This is a genomic window from Rhodococcus sp. IEGM 1330, from assembly GCF_033142445.1.
In the GTDB taxonomy this organism is placed as follows: domain Bacteria; phylum Actinomycetota; class Actinomycetes; order Mycobacteriales; family Mycobacteriaceae; genus Rhodococcoides.
In genome coordinates this window covers 116459-137966 of the sequence record NZ_JAWLSB010000005.1, presented here as the reverse complement: position 1 = coordinate 137966, position 21508 = coordinate 116459, and the positions used below count along the sequence as shown (strand labels likewise).

General features: G+C 63.3%; 24 protein-coding genes and 1 pseudogene. 13 read left to right on the top strand and 12 right to left on the bottom strand.

Annotated features, from left to right (window positions below; all coding sequences use genetic code 11):
* Nucleotides 1-13: 13 nt before the first annotated feature.
* The 5 genes from R4P57_RS13615 to R4P57_RS13595 form a co-directional block, all read right to left on the bottom strand.
* Nucleotides 14-850: an SDR family NAD(P)-dependent oxidoreductase gene (locus R4P57_RS13615; protein WP_317803360.1), complete on the bottom strand. Its 837-nt coding sequence runs from the start codon at nt 848-850 to the stop codon at nt 14-16.
* A complete protein-coding gene (locus tag R4P57_RS13610) occupies nt 847-2613 on the bottom strand; it encodes an alpha/beta fold hydrolase (RefSeq protein ID WP_317803359.1) in 1767 nt (588 codons plus the stop codon). Before R4P57_RS13610 ends, R4P57_RS13615 begins: the two co-directional genes overlap by 4 nt.
* Complete coding sequence (locus tag R4P57_RS13605) at nt 2610-4100, bottom strand: NAD(P)/FAD-dependent oxidoreductase (protein ID WP_317803358.1); 1491 nt, start codon at nt 4098-4100, stop codon at nt 2610-2612. Before R4P57_RS13605 ends, R4P57_RS13610 begins: the two co-directional genes overlap by 4 nt.
* Complete coding sequence (locus tag R4P57_RS13600) at nt 4094-4624, bottom strand: thioesterase family protein (RefSeq protein WP_317803357.1); 531 nt, start codon at nt 4622-4624, stop codon at nt 4094-4096. Before R4P57_RS13600 ends, R4P57_RS13605 begins: the two co-directional genes overlap by 7 nt.
* Before the next feature lie 137 nt (nt 4625-4761).
* On the bottom strand, nt 4762-5106 hold the full coding sequence (locus R4P57_RS13595; protein ID WP_317803356.1) for a helix-turn-helix transcriptional regulator: 345 nt from the start codon (nt 5104-5106) through the stop codon (nt 4762-4764).
* A 110-nt stretch (nt 5107-5216) separates the two neighbouring features.
* Between R4P57_RS13595 and R4P57_RS13590 the strand changes: the two genes are divergently transcribed.
* Together R4P57_RS13590 and R4P57_RS13585 are read left to right on the top strand one after the other, a co-directional pair.
* Entirely contained in the window at nt 5217-6299 is a 1083-nt protein-coding gene (locus tag R4P57_RS13590; protein WP_317803649.1) for an NADH:flavin oxidoreductase/NADH oxidase, read from the top strand.
* A 15-nt stretch (nt 6300-6314) separates the two neighbouring features.
* A complete protein-coding gene (locus R4P57_RS13585; RefSeq protein WP_317803355.1) occupies nt 6315-6986 on the top strand; it encodes an SDR family oxidoreductase in 672 nt (223 codons plus the stop codon).
* On the opposite strand, the gene R4P57_RS13580 is transcribed toward R4P57_RS13585, so the two are convergent.
* Nucleotides 6978-7559, bottom strand: coding sequence for a TetR/AcrR family transcriptional regulator (locus R4P57_RS13580; RefSeq protein ID WP_317803354.1), 582 nt, complete (start codon nt 7557-7559; stop codon nt 6978-6980). The two genes, R4P57_RS13585 and R4P57_RS13580, sit on opposite strands and share 9 nt — an antisense overlap.
* 36 nt (nt 7560-7595) lie before the next feature.
* On the bottom strand, nt 7596-8213 hold the full coding sequence (locus R4P57_RS13575) for a hypothetical protein (protein ID WP_317803353.1): 618 nt from the start codon (nt 8211-8213) through the stop codon (nt 7596-7598).
* Between the two features lie 112 nt (nt 8214-8325).
* Between R4P57_RS13575 and R4P57_RS13570 the strand changes: the two genes are divergently transcribed.
* The 3 genes from R4P57_RS13570 to R4P57_RS13560 all read left to right on the top strand — a co-directional run bounded on the left by R4P57_RS13570 (nt 8326) and on the right by R4P57_RS13560 (nt 10342).
* Complete coding sequence (locus tag R4P57_RS13570; RefSeq protein WP_317803352.1) at nt 8326-8946, top strand: TetR/AcrR family transcriptional regulator; 621 nt, start codon at nt 8326-8328, stop codon at nt 8944-8946.
* A gap of 73 nt (nt 8947-9019) precedes the next feature.
* Nucleotides 9020-9934, top strand: coding sequence for an alpha/beta hydrolase (locus R4P57_RS13565; RefSeq protein WP_317803351.1), 915 nt, complete (start codon nt 9020-9022; stop codon nt 9932-9934).
* Nucleotides 9935-10108: 174 nt separating this feature from the next.
* Nucleotides 10109-10342: a hypothetical protein gene (locus R4P57_RS13560; RefSeq protein WP_317803350.1), complete on the top strand. Its 234-nt coding sequence runs from the start codon at nt 10109-10111 to the stop codon at nt 10340-10342.
* 271 nt (nt 10343-10613) lie between these two features.
* Here the strand turns inward: R4P57_RS13560 and R4P57_RS13555 are convergent, their stop codons facing one another.
* Both R4P57_RS13555 and R4P57_RS13550 read right to left on the bottom strand, forming a co-directional pair.
* Nucleotides 10614-11351 (bottom strand): alpha/beta fold hydrolase, encoded by a 738-nt coding sequence (locus tag R4P57_RS13555; RefSeq protein ID WP_317803349.1) that lies wholly within the window; start codon nt 11349-11351, stop codon nt 10614-10616.
* Between the two features lie 416 nt (nt 11352-11767).
* The gene (locus R4P57_RS13550) at nt 11768-12424 is read right to left on the bottom strand and encodes a TetR/AcrR family transcriptional regulator (RefSeq protein WP_317803348.1); all 657 of its coding nucleotides are present in this window, start codon (nt 12422-12424) and stop codon (nt 11768-11770) included.
* 56 nt (nt 12425-12480) lie between these two features.
* Between R4P57_RS13550 and R4P57_RS13545 the strand changes: the two genes are divergently transcribed.
* Both R4P57_RS13545 and namA read left to right on the top strand, forming a co-directional pair.
* Nucleotides 12481-12864, top strand: coding sequence for a nuclear transport factor 2 family protein (locus R4P57_RS13545; protein ID WP_317803347.1), 384 nt, complete (start codon nt 12481-12483; stop codon nt 12862-12864).
* Nucleotides 12865-13025: 161 nt separating this feature from the next.
* Nucleotides 13026-14105 (top strand): NADPH dehydrogenase NamA, encoded by a 1080-nt coding sequence (gene namA, locus R4P57_RS13540; RefSeq protein ID WP_317803346.1) that lies wholly within the window; start codon nt 13026-13028, stop codon nt 14103-14105.
* A gap of 267 nt (nt 14106-14372) precedes the next feature.
* Here namA and R4P57_RS13535 read toward each other — a convergent pair whose 3' ends face one another.
* Both R4P57_RS13535 and R4P57_RS13530 read right to left on the bottom strand, forming a co-directional pair.
* Nucleotides 14373-15008 carry a vitamin K epoxide reductase family protein gene (locus R4P57_RS13535; protein WP_317803345.1) on the bottom strand — a complete coding sequence of 212 codons (636 nt, stop codon included), beginning with the start codon at nt 15006-15008 and terminating at the stop codon, nt 14373-14375.
* Nucleotides 14983-15642, bottom strand: coding sequence for a DsbA family protein (locus tag R4P57_RS13530; RefSeq protein ID WP_317803344.1), 660 nt, complete (start codon nt 15640-15642; stop codon nt 14983-14985). Before R4P57_RS13530 ends, R4P57_RS13535 begins: the two co-directional genes overlap by 26 nt.
* Nucleotides 15643-15776: 134 nt before the next feature.
* Between R4P57_RS13530 and R4P57_RS13525 the strand changes: the two genes are divergently transcribed.
* The 3 genes from R4P57_RS13525 to R4P57_RS13515 are packed head-to-tail and all read left to right on the top strand — an operon-like array spanning nt 15777 to nt 18538.
* Nucleotides 15777-16172 carry a metalloregulator ArsR/SmtB family transcription factor gene (locus tag R4P57_RS13525; protein WP_317803343.1) on the top strand — a complete coding sequence of 132 codons (396 nt, stop codon included), beginning with the start codon at nt 15777-15779 and terminating at the stop codon, nt 16170-16172.
* Nucleotides 16165-18198 carry a cation-translocating P-type ATPase gene (locus R4P57_RS13520; protein WP_317803342.1) on the top strand — a complete coding sequence of 678 codons (2034 nt, stop codon included), beginning with the start codon at nt 16165-16167 and terminating at the stop codon, nt 18196-18198. Before R4P57_RS13525 ends, R4P57_RS13520 begins: the two co-directional genes overlap by 8 nt.
* A gap of 4 nt (nt 18199-18202) precedes the next feature.
* A complete protein-coding gene (locus tag R4P57_RS13515) occupies nt 18203-18538 on the top strand; it encodes a DUF3703 domain-containing protein (protein ID WP_317803341.1) in 336 nt (111 codons plus the stop codon).
* Nucleotides 18539-18559: 21 nt separating this feature from the next.
* Here R4P57_RS13515 and R4P57_RS13510 read toward each other — a convergent pair.
* Nucleotides 18560-18763: pseudogene (locus R4P57_RS13510) on the bottom strand (hypothetical protein); the annotation flags it as partial.
* A gap of 732 nt (nt 18764-19495) precedes the next feature.
* Here R4P57_RS13510 and R4P57_RS13505 point away from each other — a divergent pair.
* Genes R4P57_RS13505 through R4P57_RS13495 form a run of 3 tightly spaced genes read left to right on the top strand, consistent with a single transcriptional unit; the run spans nt 19496 to nt 21491 of the window.
* On the top strand, nt 19496-20158 hold the full coding sequence (locus tag R4P57_RS13505; protein WP_317803648.1) for a M23 family metallopeptidase: 663 nt from the start codon (nt 19496-19498) through the stop codon (nt 20156-20158).
* Between the two features lie 26 nt (nt 20159-20184).
* Complete coding sequence (locus R4P57_RS13500) at nt 20185-20538, top strand: BlaI/MecI/CopY family transcriptional regulator (protein WP_317803340.1); 354 nt, start codon at nt 20185-20187, stop codon at nt 20536-20538.
* A complete protein-coding gene (locus tag R4P57_RS13495; protein WP_317803339.1) occupies nt 20535-21491 on the top strand; it encodes a M56 family metallopeptidase in 957 nt (318 codons plus the stop codon). Before R4P57_RS13500 ends, R4P57_RS13495 begins: the two co-directional genes overlap by 4 nt.
* The last annotated feature ends 17 nt before the right edge of the window (nt 21492-21508 follow it).

Sequence of the window (21508 nt, the reverse complement as noted above, 5' to 3'; positions counted from 1 at the left end):
TCGCCCTCCGTCCCTACGATCGTGTCATATCCCGCTTGGACAGTCGGCGAATTTCGGGTGCGATGGCTCGACTGCGGGCGGTGAAGGGTGCCGTGGTCAGCACGGATCGTAGGACCAGGAGAATCCTGCCAGCACGCGGGTAGACCATTCTAGAGGAACGGTTTTCGAGTGCGCGCACGAAGTGTGGGACGATCTTGTCCGTGTGCGTGACAGCACCGAACGGCCCTGGAAGAGCCCGTAGCAGCGCAGCGAACGCCGGTTGGTCCAGTTTCTTCGTGACCAGCGTCGTGTCGATCCACCCCGGATGGAAGGACCCGACCCGTACGCCGGTTCCGCTCAGTTCGAGTCGAAGCGAATTGGCGAAGGCCTCGAGACCTGCCTTGGCCGCTGCGTACGCCGAATGTCCGGGTTGGTGGGCGAACGATGCCCACGAACAGGTGAAGGCAACGTATCCTTCGGACTCCATGACGGCGGGCAATGCCGCTCGAACGATATTGTGCGCGCCGATGAGATTGATGTCGATGATGCGCTGCCACGTTCCTTCGGGGAGCAGGTCGATCGGGCCGTAATCGGACACCCCGGCGTTCGCCCAGACGATATCGATCCGGCGACGGGTGGTGAGAATTTCCTCGACCACTCGGTCGCAGGCCTCGGCGTCGCGAACGTCCAACTCGTGCGTGTCGCACTCCCCCGGCATAGTGGCGGCCACCCGGGCCAGACCAGCGGCGTCCACATCCACGAGAACGACGACGCCGCCGCGGGCAGAACACTCGATCGCGGTAGCCGAGCCGAGCCCACCTGCTGCGCCGGTGATGACGAGGACTTGTCCGGAAAGCGACTGAGCGGTCATGAAGCAACCTCCGGTGGGTTGGTGGGCAGGTCTACGACGGCAAGGGCCGATTCCGAAATGCTGCCCAGGATCAGTTGCGATCCGCGGCGCACAACGCTGGTGACCATCGCATAATCGGGCGTTGGCGACTGCAGGTCATGGACGATCGACCCGTCGCCGTCTATCGCGATGACCCACGTAGTCCGTTCCCCTTGCCGCAGCTCCTCCGGCAAGGAGTACGAGATCCGGCGGAGGATTCCCGGCATGCGGGCCACCCGATCGTGCAGTGCGCTCCGGGGCGTCGCCATAGACACCCACGTCAGGTCGCCGTCGATCGAGACGTTGTCGGGAAACGCGGGCAGGTTGTCGATCAGAATTCGTGGCGACGGTGCGCCATCGACGAGAGAATACCGAGTGATATCGAAGTCTCCCGACGAGACCACTGTTGCGAACTCTTCGTTGTCTGACACCGTCAGGCCGTTCGCGAACTGAATGCCGTCGACGACGATCCGCGCCGTGCCGTCAGGTGTCAATTTCACCAGATGGCCGGTGCCGGAATGCTCGAGCAAGTCTGCCAGGAAGTCGTCGAAGCCGAATCTGCGCGTGGACACGGTGAAATAGATGTTGCCCGATGCAGCCTGAACGACGTTGGACGCGAACGTGATCGGAACGTCGCCGAGGCGGTCCAGCACCACCTCGACGCCACCGCTGTCTAGATCGACGCGCAGAACGCCGCGCTCGCTGTCGCACACGAGAATGGTCGTATCGTCGACAACGGCGATGCCCAGGGGCCTGCCACCCGTATCGGCGAGAGTCTCCACAGTGGACGTGGTCTCGTTGACAAGGGTCACCCGAAGCACCCTCCCGTCATGGAGTCCGGTGAGAATTCGTCCCTGCGAATCCAACCGAACGTCCTCCGGACCTCGGCCCGGCAGCTCGACGCGTCTGATCGGGCCCATGGGAACTACGCTTTCTTTCTCTCGCGCGCGGTCGGTGGACCGAGGCGGTGTCCACCTCACCGGACGTAGGCGCGGGCTGTGCGCAGGCACCGGGCGGCGAGCTTCCGACGGTGCGACCTGCTCGTTGATGACGGCGGCGATGGCACCCGCCGAACTCCACGGTGCACCATGGCCTTCGTGCTCCAGTGGGTAGGCGTCGATTCTCGGATCACTCGCAGAGAGTGCCATTTCGGTGGAGTCCACTCGTCGATCATCGAGTCCGTACGCCACGGAGATCGAGCAGCCAAGTGCAGCAAGCCGTTTCGAGAGCGACCGCTCTTCGAGGTAGTGGTCGATCGAGGAGGTCGAGGTGCGGAACCGTCGAATACCGGTGTTCACCAGGTCCTTTACCGCGAACTCCGGCACGGGACCGCCCGGCGCGAACGCAGAGCCGAGCCCTGTGCGCAGCTTCTTCGCGGGGAGCATCGCCCACACTGCGTCGCCGAGTAGCGGTGTCTTGAGGATCCTTTCCGACAGCCCCCGCGCCGTCAGACGACTCGACATGGTCGGTGTCGTCGCGACGAGTACCAGTCGGCGTACGAGCGCGGGGTACTGCTCGGCCAGTGCCGTCGCGACCAGGCCGCCTCGTGAATGGCCTACGACGGTCACGGACTCGAAACCTGCCACGCGTATCTCACGAGCGACAACAAGCGCATCGTGCTCGATGGTTTCGCTTCCCGCCAGGTCGAGCGCGAGAACATTGCCGGGTAGGAGCGGCACCACCCGATCCCAGGCGGCGGCCGAAGCGCCGAGACCGTGCAGGAGAACGATTGCCTCGGATGTCATCGTGGTCCCCCAGAGGTACGCACGAGGTGCTCTGTCGGATCGAATCGGATTGCGCGAGAGCGATATCCGAGGACACTGCCGGGCCACAGGTTGCTGTTGCGACCGGAAGGATCGAGATACCAACTCTTACAACCACCGCTGGTCCACACCGTTCCATCGGTCAGTGCATCGATGTCGGACGAGTACTTCGCTTGAGCCTGCGGCGTCGGCTCGATGGAGCCACCGGTGTGGATTGCGCGCTTCATCGCCCGCCCGATGTACTGAATCTGCGACTCGAACATCATGATGACCGAGGTGTGCCCCAGCGCGATATTCGGCCCGTGCATCAGGTAGAGGTTCGGAAAGCCCGCGACGGAGGTGCCGAGATATGCCCGTGGGCTGTCGCCCCAGCTCTCGGCCATCGACTGCCCATTGTGGTCGAACACTTTGTCGGTCAACGGAAGGCGGCTCGTATCGAACCCGGTACCGAAGATGATCGCATCGACATCGTGCACTCCGCCCTCGGCGTCCACGACTCCCGTGCGTGTCACCCTTGCTACTCCCCCGTTCTCGACGGAGACGTTCGGCTGGGCCAACGCCGGGTAGTACTCGTCGGACAGGAGAATTCGCTTGCAGCCCATCCGATAATCGGGCGTCAACTTCTCCCTCAGCGCGGGGTCGCTCACGGCATGCGCCAGATGTGCTCGCCCTTCCTTTTCTCCGATACGCATCAAAGCCGGATGCTGGAAAGCCAGCAGTTTGATCTCACGTTTGGCGTAGATAACCGCTCTGGATGCACGCTGATATCCGGGAACCGTTCGCAGTCGTTTTCGAGTGGCCTCCGGAATCGGCCGATCGTTGCGAGGCATCACCCACGGTGCCGTGCGCTGAAACAGTTTCAGCGACTTGACCATCGGCTGGATCTTCGGCACGAACTGGATGGCCGATGCGCCGGTGCCCACGACGGCCACGCGCTTCCCCGAGAGGTCGACGTCATGGTCCCACTGCGAGGAGTGGAAGACGGGGCCGGCGAAGGTGTCGAGTCCGTCGATAGCGGGGAACGAGGGGTCTGCGAGTGAACCGGTGGCGAGCACCACGTGATCTGCGGTCGACCGACCTCGCGCAGTCTCGAGCAGCCACCGTGAATTACCCGGGTCCCACGTCAACGATTGGACGGCGCAGTCGGTTCGGAGACGGGGAATCAATCCGTGTTCTCGCGCCAGGTCTTCCAGATACCCGCGAATTTCCGTCTGTCGCGCATAAGTATGTCGCCACCTGTGACTGGGTGCGAACGAGAACGAGTACAACAGGCTCTGCACGTCACAGGCCGCGCCGGGATAGTCGTTGTCGCGCCACACACCACCCAGGGACGACGCCCGCTCGAAGATGACGACGCTGCCACCATGCAACTTCTCCAGCCGGATAGCCGCACCGAGACCGGCAAACCCTGAGCCGATGATTGCCAGGGTGTGGTGATCGGGATTCGCGTCGGGCACAGTCTTCACCATGATTCTCTCGCGTTCTGTGAGTATGGATTTCGGGAAAATTCGGACCATGAGGTGACCGAAGACGGCAAATCTGTGGGCAAGGCGAACGCGGCGTCGAGACCCAGGATTTCCTCGGGATTCACCGAGCCGTGGCCCTTGCTCGTCAAGCGAACAGACACGAACGCGGTCGCGTAATCGACCTCGCCGATGTGGAAGATCTGCTCGAAGTACAGATTTTTGGCATCGGTGCCCAACAGGCGTGTCCGCACCCGGTACGACTGCGGGAAGGTGAGAGACCGGTGATACGTGATGGTTTGTGCGGTCACCACCGGGCTCCACCCGCGAGCACGGAACTGCTTCCACAGCCCCGTTCTCGCGTAGTACGAAATCCGGGCAGCGTCGAGAACGGACAGGTATCGACCGTTCGTCATGTGCATCAGGATGTCGAGATCGACGAGAAGTACCCGAAACCGCGTCTCCAACGCCTCCCCTACTGTGGCTTTTCGCCTCGTGGATCGCATGCGAACGAGCCAGCGGATCGTCATGATCACAGTGTTCATCCCTTCGCCGACGCAATCTCCCACTCATGGTGGTCGAGAAGGTTCGCCGTCGCGATAGCTGCCACAACACGTCTGAACGCGGAAACCTGTGCGCATGCACAAGGCCCGAGAAGCGCTCGCAGTCAGACTGCGGGATTCCGATCGGCCGGTGCGGAGTCCCTGGCGCGCTCAGCCGAAATGATGGCCGATACGAGGCCCGGGAAACGCTCGTCCAACGCATCGATCCGCAGCGAGTTCAGAATTGCGGTCCCCTGATAGCGCTGCTCGATGACGCCGGCCTCGCGCAGAACACGGAAATGGTGTGTCGATGTCGACTTGCTCACCGGAAGGTCGAATGCGATGCACGCCTGGTCGTCATGACCGTCGGCCAACTGACAGACGATGCGTCGTCGAATGGGATCCACCAACGCGGTCAAGACCGCATCGATGTCGATGTCACCCGGTGCCGGATGCTGCAGCTCGCGCATGCACTCTCCTGTTCTCGTCCCGACCGATATTACATGGTACGGTCGCAGACGTAGTACGGCTTTGATCGTACTAAGCACCTGCATCGAAGAAAAGGACTACAGCAGTGACACTGTTCGACCCGATAGCCCTACGGGGACTGACCATTCCCAACCGAGTGTGGATGTCACCGATGTGCACCTACAGTGCAGATGCCGCCGGCGATCGCGCCGGTCGTCCGACGGACTTTCACATCGCGCACTACGGATCACGGGCTGCAGGCGGTGCCGGCATGGTCATGGTCGAGGCCACGGGCGTTGTCCCTGAAGGACGAATCTCGCCCTACGACCTCGGCATCTGGTCCGACGATCACGTCGCAGACTTCGCGAGAATCGTCGACGCAATAGAAGCAGGTGGTTCTGTTCCCGGCATTCAACTCGCACATGCCGGCCGCAAAGCATCAGTGGATCGTCCATGGGTCGGTGGACTGCCGGTGGACGTCGACGCCTTCGGGTGGCAAGCCGTCGGTCCGAGCGCTCTCGCATTTCCCGATCACCCCGTCCCCACCGAATTGGCCATCGAGGACATCGCCGGTGTGATCGATGCTTTCGGTCAGGCTGCGCGTCGCGCCCGCGACGCCGGATTCGAGGTGGCCGAGGTGCACGCCGCTCACGGCTACCTGTTGCATTCGTTTCTGTCGCCGCTGACCAATCAGCGCACCGACGAGTACGGCGGCAGGTTGGAAAACCGTATGCGCATCGTCCTCGAAGCGATAGACGCGGTCCGCGCACAGTGGGACGACGATCTGCCGGTACTGCTGCGCGTCTCCACCACGGATTGGATAGACGAGAACCCCGACGACAACCGACCGTCGTGGACGATCGAACAGACCATCGAGCTCGCCGAACGCGCCCGCGAGCACGGCGTCGACCTCGTCGACGCGTCCTCCGGAGGCAACGATGTCGTCCCGATCCCGCGCGACGTCGATTACCAGACTCGGTATGCGCGAAAGCTACGGTCTGCCACCGGCATGCCGGTAGCCGCAGTCGGACGGATCTCGCGAGCGCACGAGGCAGAAGCCCTCGTCGAGGACGGATCGGCCGATACCGTGTTCATCGGGAGAGCGATGCTACGGGATCCGTCCTGGGCCAACAACGCGGCCGATGCACTCGGAGCGTCCCCCAGATACATCGAACAGTACGACTACGCACTCTGAGCGAGGAGACACCCCATGAAGACTTTCATCATCGGAGCTGCCGGCGGCATCGGCTCGAGGCTCGGCACCATCCTCACCGCACGCGGTGACACCGTCTCCGGGATGATCCGCAACCCGGATCACCGTGAACAGGTCGAATCGACCGGCGCAACAGCTGTTTTCGGTGACCTCATCGACAACGACGTCGCCACGCTCGCCACAGCTTTCGCTGGCCACGACGCCATCGTCTTCAGCGCGGGTGCACACGGCACCGGCATGGACAAGACGACTCTGATCGACGGACAGGGACTGGAGAAGGCAGCCGACGCAGCGCGGACCGCAGGCGTGCAGCGGTTCGTCCTTGTGTCGGCGTTCCCCGAATCCGGTCGCAGTGAGCAGCCCTCCGAGGGCTTCGAGCATTACATGCGCACCAAGAAGACAGCCGACGTGTACCTGACCCATACGGACCTGGACTGGCTGATCGTCCGGCCGGGCGTACTTCTCGACGAGCCAGGCGACGGCACCGTCACCGCCGGGCTGGCCATCGAGCACGGTGACGTACGCCGCGACAACGTCGCTTCCTTCATCGCGGCAGCGTTGGCAGAACCGTTGCTCACCCGAACCATCGTCGAACTCACCGACGGCACAACGCCTGTCGCGGATGCAGTTCGTCAGGTGACGGCCAGCTCTGCAGCCCGGCTACCCTGACGAATCGATGACTGCGTCGAGAAGGAACATCAGTTCTTTCTCGACGCGGTCCAGCGCCCTGGTGCTCCGCTGGGCCTTGCACATCAGCAATGCCCCCTCGACGGCCGAGAGTGCCATCGTCGCCAACCCGCGGGCTCGATCCTGAGCAATACCGTGCTGCCACAGTGACGCCGCAATCGTGTCCTCCCACGAGGTGAAGGACTCCCCCGCCGCAGCCAGCGCTGCTGGACTTTGGGGGCCTTCGATCGCGACGGAGGCAACCGGACACCCTGATGCGAAATCGGTTGCCAACAATTGGTCACGAAATCCGGAGATGATTGCCTCGACCGTCCGAATCGGACCGAGGGTTGTCAATCCTGCGGAGATCATCGAACCCATGAACGCACCGGCGGATCGGGTTGCCTCTTCCACCAGCTGTGGCCGACCCTGCGGAAAGTGGTGGTAGACGGAGCCTCGCGGAGCGCCCGCGTGCTCCAGAACGTCGGCGACCGATGTAGCTTCGACGCCTCTCTGCCTGAACAAAGCGATGGCGCTGTGCAGCATGTCATTGCGTGCGGTCGACCGTCTCGGCATCGCACACCTCTCGGGTCGGGATCACTATGCCCCCAATCATAACAAGGTGCGCCACGCATGCACCGACCTGCGTGGCGGTATCACGAGTTCCTGCGCCGGCTCATCGGTCAGCGCCAGGGTAGGTGATGTGACGATTTCGATCACGCTGATCACTGTTTCCCCAGCGAAGTTCTTCTGGTCCGGATTCATGAGGGTGTCCGGAACGGCGTCGACCACGGCATGATCGAACCCAGCACAGCCACACCCGAAGTCCCCCCGATCTCGCGGGTGGTCGACGACGTTCACAATGGTGTTGTCGAGCACGACCAACAATTCCGCGCCGCAGACCAGACGATGGAGAGCACCAACCACTGTCGGCTGACCTGTCGTGAGGTCTTCGACGAGTCGATGTGCGATGTCATTTCGATCCTGTTCTATGCTTTTCGACATACTCTGATCGAAATGTGTCTGTAACCGCCGGCAATAACAAGAGGTGTTGCCATCGTGGCGCGGCTGCGGGCTCCCCCGACTGCAGAGTGTCTCCCGGATGTGAGCTGGTGTGAGCGGCGATGTTTCGATGACGCGCGTGGACTGTTCAGTGACGAGTTCTGGGAGATCGTCAGCCCGGTGATACCCACCGACGCGCGAAAACGTAGGCGGCGTTTTGCGCTGCACCTCCCTGCGAATCAGCCGTGGTGTCCACTCGGCATGTACAAGTTGAGTTCACCTCGAAAGTTGGAGACTGGTCGAGTCGCGTGATCACCGGTGCAAGTTCGATACTGAGGCTATGACATCGCGTGCACCTGGTCGCTCGTACAGCGGCCTGTCTCCGGACGCTCGACGAGAGCAACGCCGCGAGCTGTTTCTGGCGTCCGGTTTGGAATTGTTCGGCACCCTCGGCTACCGCAAGACGACCGTGCGCAGGCTGTCCGATCACAGTGGAGTAGCAGCGCGTTACCTCGCCGAAAGCTTCGACGGTAGCGCCGGACTGTTCGGTGCCGTCTACGATCGCATCCACCAGGACATGGTGCGCGTCGTGCAGCATTCGATCATGGAGGCTGACCCGTCGCCGTCTTCACGGCTGCGTGCCGGCGCCTCGGCATTGCTTCATGCCTTCACATCCGATTCTCGGGTTGCACGTATCAAGCTCGTCGAGGCAGCCGTGGCCGACCCGGAGGTGGCGGCGCGCCAACGTAGTTCAGTTCGAGAGATCGCGGCAATCATCGAGTTCTGCCTACCGCCGCCGTTGCCGCACATCGACATTCGGATCGTGACGCGAGCGTTGGCGGGGGCGGTCATCGAGTTGATAGTTGCCCACCACGACGGCGAGCTCGAAGTGCCGAACGACCGATTGGTCGATCACATGGTTGCGCTGTGCGAGGGGGTCGCGACTGCGTGCTGTGAGTGATCGGGACTCGGCATGTGATGCCATCTGTTCACGGGCGTTGACAGAATGAGGGCGGTGGGGTCTGATTACCGACATGAACTCGTTCAGTCGCTTGGAGGCCACCTTCACTTCATTCCGCGAGCAGTGTTCGGCGTGGGTGTATCGACCCACAGTGGCATCGGACGAGCGGATGCCGGTTGTGGTTCTCGCCAACGGTTTCGGTGGACACAAGGGGATTCGATTACACGCGTTCGCCGAGCGATTCGCGGCGGCGGGTCTGGTAGCCGTGGCGTTCGACTTCCGCAGTTTCGGAGCCAGCGGTGGGACGCCCAGACACATGCTGTCGATCCGTGGGCAACGCGCCGATTGGGATGCTGCAGTGGGCTTCGTGCGATCACTCGACTACGTCGACCCGGCTCGCGTGGGGGCGTGGGGGACGTCGTTGTCCGGGGGGCACGTTCTGGAGTTGGCTGCGCGGGATCGGGAGCTTGCTGCAGTGGTCGCGCAGGTTCCGCATGTGAGTGGGTTGGCTGCTGCGCGGTCCGTGGGTTTTCGGGCGAGCGCGCGGCTTTCACGTGTCGCGGTGGCCGATGTGGTTGCCGGTGTGCGGGGGACGGCTCCGGTGTATGTGCCGGTGTGTGGGGAGCCTGGCGATACCGCGTTTTTGACGTCACCGGATGCGCCGGCGGGGTTCGAACGCATACTCGCCGCGTCCGAGGGTCCCACTGACGACAACACCGTCGGCGCTCGTGCCGCGTTGGCGATGCCCGGGTTCTCGCCGAATCGTCGCGCGCGCGACATCACGTGCCCGGTGCTGATGCAAATCGGGTCGCAAGATGTGGTCACCCCGGTTGCCGCCAGCCGCAGGTGCGCGGAACGTATTGCCCGGGTGGAGGTTCGTGAGTACGACTGCGAGCACTTTGCCCCGTATGTCGATCCGTGGTTCGAGAGGTTCGTTCACGATCAGGTGGAGTTCTTCGTGCGCACTCTTGCCACTTCGACTATCTGACAACTCGTCTCGTCGAGATGCGGTTGCTGGTGTACGTCAGTCGTAACTCGACTTCCTACCGCGGCGTCCACCACTGCGCGGACGACGATTGTGCAGTGCTGCAGGTATTCCGATCAACTCAGATCGCCCAACTAGGCATTCGCTGTCCTCGTCGACTCGTCGTCGACGCATTCCTTGCCAACTCCGCTGCCGCGTGCAGTGTCGAGCGCTCGGCGACATGTTCGTCGAACCTCTCGCCGCGATACCCGGGGCATCGTCGACCTGCTTCGCACGTACCAGGGTTCACCGGTTACCGGGTTCGACCGCCCGGTACTGCTGTTGCAGGGCCTGTTGGGCAAGGACGTTCCCATGACGTTCTCCAACGTCGCACCCGACGTCCACGAATTCCTCGAACCCCTCTACCGCTGAACGACAATCCCTCCCAAGACTTACAAGAACCGAAAACACCGTCGAACGTGGCTGCCTTCGCATAGGCCCACGACGCCGCGGCCCACTGACCATCGTCATTGGAAGGCGAGCAATTTCCGGAGGTCAGCCGGTCCGAAGACTCGAACATGGTTCGCAGTCACAGTCACCCTCGTTCAGGGTCGAATACGTGATCACCAAGCCTCTTGCCGACACCGATCATGCTGTCGTGCGGTCAGATCCAACCGATGCCATGTGGCTGTGTGCGCAACGACTACAACGTCGATTCCCTGACGATCCTCGACACCAAGTCCGGATCGTCCCAGGTAGGAACGTGGCCCAGATGCCGCTCGAACAGGACTCTCGTCGAGTCGGGAAGCAGCCCCAGGTCGGTTTCCCGGACGCGGATCAGCGGATCCCGACCACCGAACAACACCGTGACAGGGACCGCTGTCTCTGCGCCGCCCTCGAATCGGGTGCCGTCGAGAGCAGACATGGTCCGAGCGAAATCACAGGTGCGCAAATTCTCCGCATCACCGACGGCGTCGGCTGCGGGAATGCGCCACGGACGGCCGAACAATCCGAACAACACCGGGGTACGCAGCGCCGCATTGCGGATCAGCAGACCTGCCATCGGTAACCGTGTTCCGTTGGTCCACATCGCGAAGAGTGCTTTTCGTCGCTGGTGACCCACACCTCCGGTCGAGCGCCACAAGCCTGCAGGCATGAGCGCGCACACCGAGCTCGCACGACCACGCCGGGCGAGCTCCAACGAGACCCAGGCACCGAGCGAATTTCCGACGAGATGAGCAGTGGGCCAACCTAATTCGTCGAGAATTTTCTCGAGATGGTCAGCGAGGCGGTGCGGGGTCGGGGTATCTCCCTTCGGCAGGGGCGGACTGTTACCGAAGCCCGGAAGATCGACCGACACCGTGTCGAAGTCCCCGTTCAGGCGCGCGACCACCGGATCCCACATCTGACGCCTGTGCCCGATTCCGTGGATCAGGAGCATCGGTGCCCCAGTACCTATTCGGCGGTAGTCGATTTCAACGGTCCCATTCGATGTGTCATCCCCCATGAGACGAGCATATTCGGGCCACGGCCCAATTCGGTCTACAACCGGTCCATCGGACCGAGCACGTTCGACAAAACTTCCGTTCCATCGCTTCGGTCGACCCCGCCTGAGTCGTTACACCGAGGTTCGAGGTGCACAGTGAGCTGTGACAGATTTACGAAAGTAGCCATGCCAACCAGCCCGCTTCATGGTGGCCGACCAAGCCCTGACCGCGCCGGCAGTCAGCGAGACCGGAGGCAGGGCGACGATCGGGCCGAGCCTGGACGCCAGCTCGTCGAGATGGGAAGTCCGATGGCGATGACGCGTCTGCGATGCGTGGAGGTTGCGGCGGGATTGAGCGGGGAGTGGGTTCATCAGTCCGACACGGGGATCATGTCGGTCCCCACCGCCGCAAGCCGTCGCAACATCTCAGGTGGCATCCGGTCATGCGCACGCATTGCAAGACCGTCGACGATCATGCTCGCGGAGTGTGCGAGCGCGAGTGTGTCGGCCTTCGGGGAGATCTGACCGTCTCGGATACCGAAATCGAGCTTGGCTTCGAAGCGGCGCAGTCCGTCGTCGCCGATGGCGACGAGCGCGCGCGCTACATCACTGTCGCGATCCACCAAGCTGGCGGCCGAGAGCGTGACGAGACACCCGAGATGCGGGCCTGGCGCGGTGATCACGCTCACCGTGTCCGCGAAAAGTTGAGTGAATGCACTCATCACGTGTGACTCACGCTCGAAGGCATCCCAGACCGGATCCCAGTAGGTGCGCTCGTAGTACTCCAGGACCTCGAGAAAGAGTTGCGCTTTGCTGCCGAACGCCGCGTAGAGACTGGGGGGCTTGATCCCGATACCCGCGCACAACTCACTGACGGACGTCCCCTCGTAGCCGTGTTGCCAAAACATGTCCATCGCTGATTCGAGGGCGAGCTGCTTGTCGAAGCCCCGGGTACGTCCTTTCGCAGCGCCTTTCGGTGTCCCGTCGAGCATGGCAGCCTCCCGTTTGACGAATTCTGTAGCGCCCACTACATTAGCATCTGTAGCGCGCGCTACAGATCCCTGAACGAAGCCGAGGAGCAAATATGACCGACAAGACCTACGTCGAGGAATACACAGCCGTTGTAAAGACGCTGTCGAAGTATCTCGAGAGCTGCGCCAAGGCAGACAGCTCGATCATGCAGCCTGCTTTCCATCCCGACGCCGCGATGTTCACTGTGGGTGAGTCCGGAGTGACGCGCGCACCCATCCAGGCGCTGTTCGATGGAATCGATAACGATTTCGAGCCTTCGACCCCGAACTCGGCAATCGTGACCGTCGACATCGTCGGCACTGTCGCGAGTGCGCGCGTCGACTCCGACAATCTCGACGGATTTCGGTTCAGCGACTTCTTTCACCTGCTCGAGGCAAACGGTGAGTGGCAGATCGTGGCGAAAACGTTCCACACGCACTCCACGCCCACGAACTGACACCGTTACCGCCGTCGACATCGGAGCTACCGGCCCTGGTGGTCCCGATGCCGAGGCTGTCGGCGAGAAACGACCATGATGCTGTCGCCATCGGCCACGTGCGACACACCCTCGATTCATCATCTTTCCGCTGGCGGTCAGCCAGCAATTCAGGAGTTTCCTTGTCCGCAACACTGCTCGAGCCGTACGAAATCCGCGGAGTGACCTTTCGGAATCGTGTCGCCATGTCACCGATGTGCATGCATTCGGCCACGGCCGAGGGAGTCGCTACCGACTTCCACGTCATGCACTACGGAGCCCGCGCACTCGGCGGCGCGGGTCTGGTCATGACCGAGACCGCTGCGGTAGCACCGAACGGCCCGATCGGCCCAGGCGACCTCGGAATATGGGACGACTCTCAGATCCCGAACCTCCGACGCATCGTCGACGCTGTACACCTGGTCGGCGGACGAATGGGTGTGCAAATCGGCCACGCCGGAAGGCAATTGGGGATACCCGAGCGCACTGCCGTCGCTCCCTCTGCGATCGCGTGGGGCCCGGACTCCCGCGTCCCCGAGGAACTGACCGTGGAGGGCATCGCGGATATCGTGGAAGCGTTCCGCGCCGCCACCAAGCGCGCGATCGAGGCGGGATTCGACGTCATCGAAGTTCACGCCGCCCACGGCTTCCTGCTCAACGAATTCCTCTCCCCGATCTCCAACAAGCGCACCGACGAGTACGGAGGCGATCATGTGGGCCGCTACCGCATCGTCCGCGAAGTTCTCGACGCGGTGCGCGGCGAATGGAGCGGCCCCCTGTTCGTCCGCATCTCCTCGACCGACTATGTCGACGAAGGAAACACCCCCGACGACTACGTCGTTTTCGGTAGGTGGATGAAAGAGCAGGGCGTAGATCTCATCGACGTATCGTCGGGCGGCTCAGCGCCGGTCAAGGTGTCCTCGTTTCCCGGATTCCAGGTTCCAGCAGCTGAGCGCATCCGGCGGGAGGTCGGCATCCGCACCGGCGCAGTCGGGCGCATCGAATCCGGACAGCAAGCGGAAGACATCGTGCGTAATGGACGCGCTGACGTCGTACTCATCGGGCGAGAGATGCTCAAGGATCCGTTCTGGGTCCGCACTGCTGCCGATGAACTTCGGGAACCGATCGAAGCTCCGGCGCAGTACACGCGATACGGATCAGCGTGGCAGCGCACCCAGCCTCCGCTGCCGCCGGCCCCGATGGCCGAAACAGTCGCAGTGTAAAGACATCACGAGTGGTTCATCCGAAAAAACAGTCGCGGCTGGACGCGTTGCGCCTGAGGGTTCGTGGCGAAAGTTTCGCTGCGGTCGTCGATATGGTTCACGCCTCGAATCGGCTCCTCCGTTTCGGATACCCGACTCCGATCGGCGTCGGATGTGCGAATGCGAGGAGCTGATCCGCAGCGGCGGTGCGGGCACAGAAAAACTCCGACCCCAGCAGCGGGATCGAACCCTTGACCCGCGTCCGAGGTGCACGCGTCTGCTTTCGGCTCAGAGCAGTGTGGACCAGTACGACCAGAAGCGCTGCGCGATCAGGGCGATCACCGCGAGGAACCACACGGTCAGCGGAACAGAATGGTTGCGTACAGACAACTCGATCCATTGTCTGAGAACGGGTTTCGACCCGGCACGGTCGAGGTTTCGCAGGGTGACGTACCAGAAGATCGGTACGGTCACCGCCCACACCGCCATGCAGTACGGACACAACGCGTCGATCTCGTACAGGGACTGCACGATCAACCAGTGCACGAAGACAACTGCCACCGTGACACCGACTTGCATTGCGACCCAGAACCATCGGGCGAACACCGCACCTGCGAGTAGAGCAGCGCCGATCACTGCCACGACCGCGAAGCCGCCGATGCCGAGCAGGGAATTGGGGAATCCGAACGCGGACGCCTGCGGGGTGTCCATCACCGATCCGCAGTTGAGGACAGGGTTGATGCTGCACGTGGGCGCGTAGGCAGGATCGCTTGCGAGAGCGAACTTCTCCACCGTGAGGACGAACGCGGCGAGCAGTCCGGTCAACCCGCCGAAGAGCAGCAGCCAGGGCAGGCTCCGATCGAAGGGTCCACCCCCACCCAGATCGGCGGTCTCAGGGTCAGCCGAGGGCAGCGTCGAGGGCATCGGTGAGGTCTCCGTACGTGGTGGGCTCGAGCTTGGTGCCGTTGAGGAAGAAGGTCGGTGTGCCCTGCACGCCGAGCGCCATCCCGTCCGCAACATCGGCCTCGATACGCTCGAGCGTCGCAGGGTCGGTGTAGGCGGCATCGAATGCGCTCATGTCGAGCCCTTGTTCGACGGCGAAGCTGCGAAAAAGCTCGTCCTGCGGAGTTTGCTGTTCGCCCCACTGCGCCTGGGTTTCGTACATGCGCTGATACATTGCCTCGAACTGGCCTTGCTGGGCTGCGGCTTCGACTGCGCGCGCGGCACGTTCGGCGTTGAAGTGCGAGGCGATAGGGAAATAGCGAACGACGAACGTGACCCGGTCGCCGTACTCGTCACGTAACTGTTCGATCGCCGGGTAGGCGGATCGGCATGCCTCGCACTCGAAGTCGAGGAACTCCACGAACGTGACCCGTCCGTCGGGCACCGAGTTCAACCGGTGACTGTTCTCGCGAACCGCGATCGAGGCCGGGTCGGTGGCGGCTTGCTCTGTGGCCGCGGCATCCGGGGACCCGGATCTGTCCACGACCAGAAAGATGGCCAACACGGCGGCGAACACGGCCACCAGCGACAGGGAAATTTTCAACGCGCGGCTCATTCAAGTCCTTCTCGGGTTGCGTCAACTGACTGTGGGCTCGCTGGGATCGGCCGGTTCGACATTCATACTAACAATCGTATGAATGTCGACTTCATGCCTTTCGTTTCGATCGCATGGTTGTTAGATTGTTTCTCATGGCTTTCGAACCTCTCGACTCGTGCGATCTGCTGTGCATGGATCTCCCCCACGCTGAAAGTGTCCGCGCCTCGCTTCCGGACTCGAGCGACGTCGAACGACTCGCCGACGCTGCGCGCGCGCTCGGCGACCCCACGCGATTGACCATCGCCCTCGCCTTGAACGCCGGCGGACAGATGTGCGGCTGCGATATCGCGTGGATCGTGGGGCAGAGCCAGAAACTGGTCTCGCACCACCTCCGCAAACTCAAAGCAGCCGACACCGTGGAATCGACCCGAGCAGGGAAGTTGGTCATGTACTCGCTCACCGATCGCGGCTCGCGACTGCTCTCGGCACTGACCGAACCCCTGTCCTCCGCCTCGTTCATCGAGCCGATCGGGGTCGACCGTGGCTGACGCGTGCTGCGGACCCACCTCCACACCACCGTCCGCAGACGGTCGTGCCGTCGACGACACACCCCAGAGGTTGTGGCAGGTCCGCGAACTGCAACTCGCTGCTGCAGCCGCGATCCTTCTCGCCGTGTCGTGGGCAATCGGCCGATCGGGTGCCGAGACGGTAGCGACCGTAGGTGGACTGGTAGCCGCCGCCCTCGCCGCGGCCACCTTCGTTCCTGCGACACTGCGAAACCTTCGGCACGGCCGCATCGGTGTCGGAACGCTGATGACGATCGCCCTCGTCGGAGCCATCGCGTTGGGGCAGATCCCCGAGGCCGCGATGCTCGGCATCTTGTTCTCCATCGCCGAAGGGCTCGAGGAATACGCGGTCACCAAGACTCGACGCGGACTTCGTGCCCTCCTGTCGTTGGTGCCGCCGACGGTGTCGGTCATCCGAGACGGCACCGAATCGATCATCTCTCCCGACGACATCGTCATCGGAGACACCATGGTGCTGCGGCCCGGAAAGCGGGCCGCCACGGACGGAACCATCACCCGCGGATCGACCAACCTGGACCTGTCCGCGATCACCGGCGAATCCGTGCCGATCGAAGCCGGTGTCGGCGACGAGGTCCATGCCGGTGCCATCAACGGCGGCGGGGCCATCGAGATCTCCGTGACCGCGTCGGCGTCCGACAGTTCTCTTGCTCGTATCGTCCATATCGTCGAGCAGGCCCAGGACCGCAAAGGGTCCGGCCAGCGGCTCGCCGACCGGATCGCACGCCCCCTCGTGCCCTCGATCATGATTCTCGCCGTCCTCGTCGCAGGCGTGGGCGCGATGCTCGGTGACCCCATGCTGTGGCTCGAACGAGCACTGGTGGTCCTGGTCGCGGCATCACCGTGCGCGCTGGCGATCTCCGTTCCCTTGTCGGTCGTCGCCGCCATCGGCGCAGCGAGTCGCAACGGGGCATTGATCAAAGGCGGTGCAGCCGTGGAGGAACTCGGCCGCATTCGTGTCGTAGCGCTGGACAAGACCGGCACCCTCACCGCAGGAACACCGGAGGTTGTCGACGTCGTCACCGCCCCGGGCATCAGCCGGGTCGACGCGCTCGCCGCGGCGGCTGCTCTCGAAGCGCGCAGCGAGCACCCACTCGCCCGCGCCATCCTCGCCGCCGTATCGACCGTCGCGGCAGCCGACGACGTCGCCGCAATCCCCGGACACGGCCTTACCGGCACCCTCGACGGGGAGACGATCAGGCTGGGAAAACCGAGCTGGTTCGACACCGACATGTTCCGCTCCGACATCGCACGACTGCAAACCGCCGGTGCCACAGTCGTTCTCGTCGAGCGCGCAGGAGTTCTGATTGCCGCGATCGCCGTCCGCGACGAACTCCGCCCCGAGGCCGCCGATGCCATCCGACAACTCACCGCCCTCGGAATCGACACCGCAATGCTCACCGGAGACAACCCGCTCACCGCGCGGACTCTCGCCGCACAAGCGGGCATCACCGTCGTCCACGCCGAGCTACTACCCGAGGAAAAAGCCTCCCTGCTGGCCGACATCGCGGCCGGAAGAAAGATAGCCATGGTCGGCGACGGCATCAACGACGCCCCCGCCTTGGCGACCGCAGATATCGGAATCGCCATGGGCGCAATGGGAACCGATGTCGCCATCGAGACCGCCGATGTTGCTCTCATGGGCGAAGATCTGCGACATCTACCCCAAGTTCTGGCCCACGCCCGGCATGCCCGCCGCATCATGGTCCAGAACATCGCCCTGTCGATCGCCATCATCGGCATCCTCGTCCCGTTGGCTGCAACCGGAATTCTGAGCCTCACCACCGTGGTTCTCGTCCACGAGCTGGCAGAAGTCCTGGTGATCGCCAACGCAATTCGTGCCGCCCGCACGACGCCGTTGCCCGGGTTCATCCCGCCGCCCGTGGTTTCGAGTGGCCTCGACATCACGGTCGCACCTGCACCGGAGTTCGAGGATTCCTGCTGCAACCCCGCGCTCGCACGTAGCGATCTCAGGTATGGAAGACGGTAGTGCTGTGAGTGGTAACCGCACTGCCCGCAGGCTTTACGTGATCGAAGCGAACGCAGCAGCGGCGTCGACGACGACAGAAGTGCGGTGGCACCATCTCGAACGGGCGCATATTCTGCCGCAGCCCTACCCTTGGCTGCATACCCGGAACCACCTCGAAATGTTGAAAGTAGCTCTGCAGGAGCGCGACCGGCACGAATCATGGGGGCAGCTGATTCGGCTCGTGCTGGGTGCCACTGAATCGTGGTCCAAGCGTTACCCGATGGGCAACACCGGACGCGTCGATGCCGGGTTGACGACACCGATCCCGCACGACCTCGCCGACGCTCTGGCCGGCCGCTGACCGACGACATCAATTCAGGCCTGGCAACAGGGCACCGGGGATCGCTGCGACGGCGAGCAGGAACAGCAACACCAGCGCTGTACGCATCGAGGTCAGCTGCCGCCACCCGTTGCGTAGCACGGCGAATGCTCTGCCCCATCGTCCCTGAGCTGCAGATGACGGGCGTTCGTCGGCTGTCACCGCCACCCACCCTTCCGCGATCGCATAACAAATACTACGTGACATAGTAATTGACCAGGCAGGCGCAGCTGCCCGAGATCGTCGCCGCAGTCAAAAGGCCAGTGCAGCAATCGCACCCGCGACATGACGAGTTGCCGATAAGTCATATACGTGCGGCCGAAGGTGGCGTTGTTGGGGGGACAGCGATCAGTCGAGCGCCGCCACCTCGCTCGCCAGTCATCCGATGACGCTTCCGCCACCGGCATCGGCCAGATCCAGAGCCAGGGTGGAAAAACTATGCTCGATAGTAGTAACCTGTGGCCTGACCGTCACCATTTCGTTATCTCGCGAGTCTCTCGGCCTCGTGAGCAACCAAGGATTGTGATCTTGGCTCGACATCGCACACCCGATTCGATCGACGACGCAGCACCGGTGGGCCGCGGCGGCGAACGCGCATCGGCATCGGCGATGCCCCGTCATCTGCGGACCGGGTTCGGACCGTCGCGCTTCGTGACCGCATCCAGGATCGATCCTGCGCGGAACGCTGCAGACGCGGCAAGGACCGACTACCCGACCTCGATCGCGTCTACTGTGTACGTCCCGGCCGTCATCCGCGAGGCATCCGAGAACGTCACCCCACGTCGGACGCCACGGAACCTGATCGAGGTCGAGCAGATACCGCGCGATGTTGCTGCAGCGGACGTCTCGCCCGCAGACGCCCTGTTTGTCGAGAGCGCCTCGGGGCGTAGTCGGCGCGGGAGTCATCGCCGCCGAGTACCCAAGCCGGGTGGACGTGCCATAGCTGCATCGGTAGCCGTCGGTGCATTTCTCTCTGCTGCGGCCTCATCGCCGGACGCTGCTTCGGAGGAGACCGTTGCGCTCAGCGCAGCCGGCGTCGATCAGTCCGCTGGAGCCGCGTTGCCGCCGAGCCCGTCGGTGATAGCGCCCCCGCAGATAGTGCAGCTGGCCGATCTCGATGTCGGCCGGATGGCGCAGAGGCTGACCGAGCAACTGGCCGAGGGTGGGGTCAGGGCAGCCGAGCGGGCCGCTCGCGACGCCGAGGCGCGTCGCCCGCTCTCAGCGGTTCCGGTGTCGGGGACACTGACCTCGAATTACGGGGCGCGGTGGGGTACCACGCACTACGGTCTGGACATCGCCAATACCATCGGCACCCCGATCGTGTCGGTGACCGACGGTGAGGTGATCGAGTCCGGTCCGGCCCAGGGGTTCGGGATGTGGGTACGCATCCGTCAGGACGACGGGACGATCGGTGTCTACGGCCATATCGATCAGGCGCTGGTGACGGCCGGTCAACGCGTCAAGGCCGGCGAGCTCGTTGCTACGGTAGGCAATCGGGGTCAGTCCACCGGACCGCACCTGCATTACGAGGTATGGCAGGCAGATGGGACGAAGTCCGACCCGAAGGCATGGCTGTCCGCGCGCGGGGTAGATCTCAGCTGACACACGAGGAAAGAAGAACGGGTGCGATGAAGAGGCTCGGCGACCTCGAAGCAGAGGTGATGAACGTTCTGTGGGAATGCGATCAGCCGCAGTCGGTCCACGACCTTCGCGCACTGTTGGCAGACCGCCAACTCGCCTACACCACCATTTTGACAGTCGTGACCCACCTCCACGAGAAGGGGTGGGTGGATCGGGTCAAGCAGTCACGCGCCTACCTGTACTCCCCGGTGCAGTCACGAGCGGAAGCCACGTCGCAGGCACTACGCGAGATCCTCGACACCAGCACCGACTCGGCCGCGGTCCTGATGCATTTCGCGAAAACCGTGACCGACGACGAACTCCACGCTCTACGTGGGAACCTGCCGGACGTGAATCGGTGATCGCCGCACTGACGCTGCTCGTCGCCGCGGGCATCATGGCCGTCGCGATGCCGGCCTTGCTGGTGTCGATGACCAGGCGCGTGAGTCCCACACTCGCACTGACCGCCTGGATAGGCAGCATCGTTGGGGTGTTCTTCCTCGTCGGATCCGCGGTCATAGTGCTGCTCTGGCCTGGCCACGCACCCGCCGAAGGACTGCTCGAACTCGCCATTCGATGCCTGGGATCGCTGCAACACGCAGCGCAGCCGTGGATAGGCGACGCCGTCGCCGTGACGTCGGCAGTTCTGGCGGTGTCGGCGACTGCGCGAGTCATGCGCTCGGCACGCCGCCAGCTCCGGACGCGGTCTAAGGTGCGTGACTACCACCGCGACGTCATCGCCGTCGTTGCTCGCACCGATTCCGGACCCGAACCGATCATGTGGCTCGATCATCCGATGCCGCTGGCCTACAGCATCGACGGACGCCCCGGCTACGTCGTCGCCACAGAGGGCTTGCTCGCCCACCTCGGTACCGACGAGCAACGCGCAGTACTGGCCCACGAACGAGCCCACTTGCGCGGACACCACCATCGCATCGTCAACATCTGCGAGATCCTGGCTTCAGCGTTGCCGTTCGTCCCACTCTTCACTGCGGCGCCGCCCGCGGTACGGGTGTTGGTCGAGGTTGCGGCCGATCGGGTCGCCGCTGCGGCGACCAGCGCCGAGACCGTGCGGTCGGCGCTTTCGACAGTCTCGCAGGCCAATTCCGCTCGCCCCCTGTGGGCGTTGGGTCTGATCAGCGAATCGACCACCGAGCGGTTGCATCATCTCGACACGGGCGCGCTCATATCGAGCAAACCCGGAGCAGGCACCTATGCCGCGGCCGCAGTACTACCACTTGTCGTGCCGGCGGCACTGGCCATCCTCATACTCAGTGCAGTCTCCGCCGCTGCGTGTGCGGTCCTGCTGACCTGAACTCGACCCAAATACTA

Coding starts and splice junctions, on each gene's coding strand:
- R4P57_RS13600 (WP_317803357.1), bottom strand. CDS start 4,624: ATGACGATCCGCTGGCTCGTTCGCATGCGATCCACGAGGCGAAAAGCC.
- R4P57_RS13535 (WP_317803345.1), bottom strand. CDS start 15,008: ATGCCCTCGACGCTGCCCTCGGCTGACCCTGAGACCGCCGATCTGGGT.
- R4P57_RS13565 (WP_317803351.1), top strand. CDS start 9,020: ATGAACTCGTTCAGTCGCTTGGAGGCCACCTTCACTTCATTCCGCGAG.
- R4P57_RS13555 (WP_317803349.1), bottom strand. CDS start 11,351: ATGCTCCTGATCCACGGAATCGGGCACAGGCGTCAGATGTGGGATCCG.
- R4P57_RS13570 (WP_317803352.1), top strand. CDS start 8,326: ATGACATCGCGTGCACCTGGTCGCTCGTACAGCGGCCTGTCTCCGGAC.
- R4P57_RS13525 (WP_317803343.1), top strand. CDS start 15,777: ATGGCTTTCGAACCTCTCGACTCGTGCGATCTGCTGTGCATGGATCTC.
- R4P57_RS13615 (WP_317803360.1), bottom strand. CDS start 850: ATGACCGCTCAGTCGCTTTCCGGACAAGTCCTCGTCATCACCGGCGCA.
- R4P57_RS13595 (WP_317803356.1), bottom strand. CDS start 5,106: ATGCGCGAGCTGCAGCATCCGGCACCGGGTGACATCGACATCGATGCG.
- R4P57_RS13530 (WP_317803344.1), bottom strand. CDS start 15,642: ATGAGCCGCGCGTTGAAAATTTCCCTGTCGCTGGTGGCCGTGTTCGCC.
- R4P57_RS13585 (WP_317803355.1), top strand. CDS start 6,315: ATGAAGACTTTCATCATCGGAGCTGCCGGCGGCATCGGCTCGAGGCTC.
- R4P57_RS13610 (WP_317803359.1), bottom strand. CDS start 2,613: ATGACATCCGAGGCAATCGTTCTCCTGCACGGTCTCGGCGCTTCGGCC.
- R4P57_RS13500 (WP_317803340.1), top strand. CDS start 20,185: ATGAAGAGGCTCGGCGACCTCGAAGCAGAGGTGATGAACGTTCTGTGG.
- R4P57_RS13545 (WP_317803347.1), top strand. CDS start 12,481: ATGACCGACAAGACCTACGTCGAGGAATACACAGCCGTTGTAAAGACG.
- R4P57_RS13580 (WP_317803354.1), bottom strand. CDS start 7,559: ATGCCGAGACGGTCGACCGCACGCAATGACATGCTGCACAGCGCCATC.
- R4P57_RS13605 (WP_317803358.1), bottom strand. CDS start 4,100: ATGGTGAAGACTGTGCCCGACGCGAATCCCGATCACCACACCCTGGCA.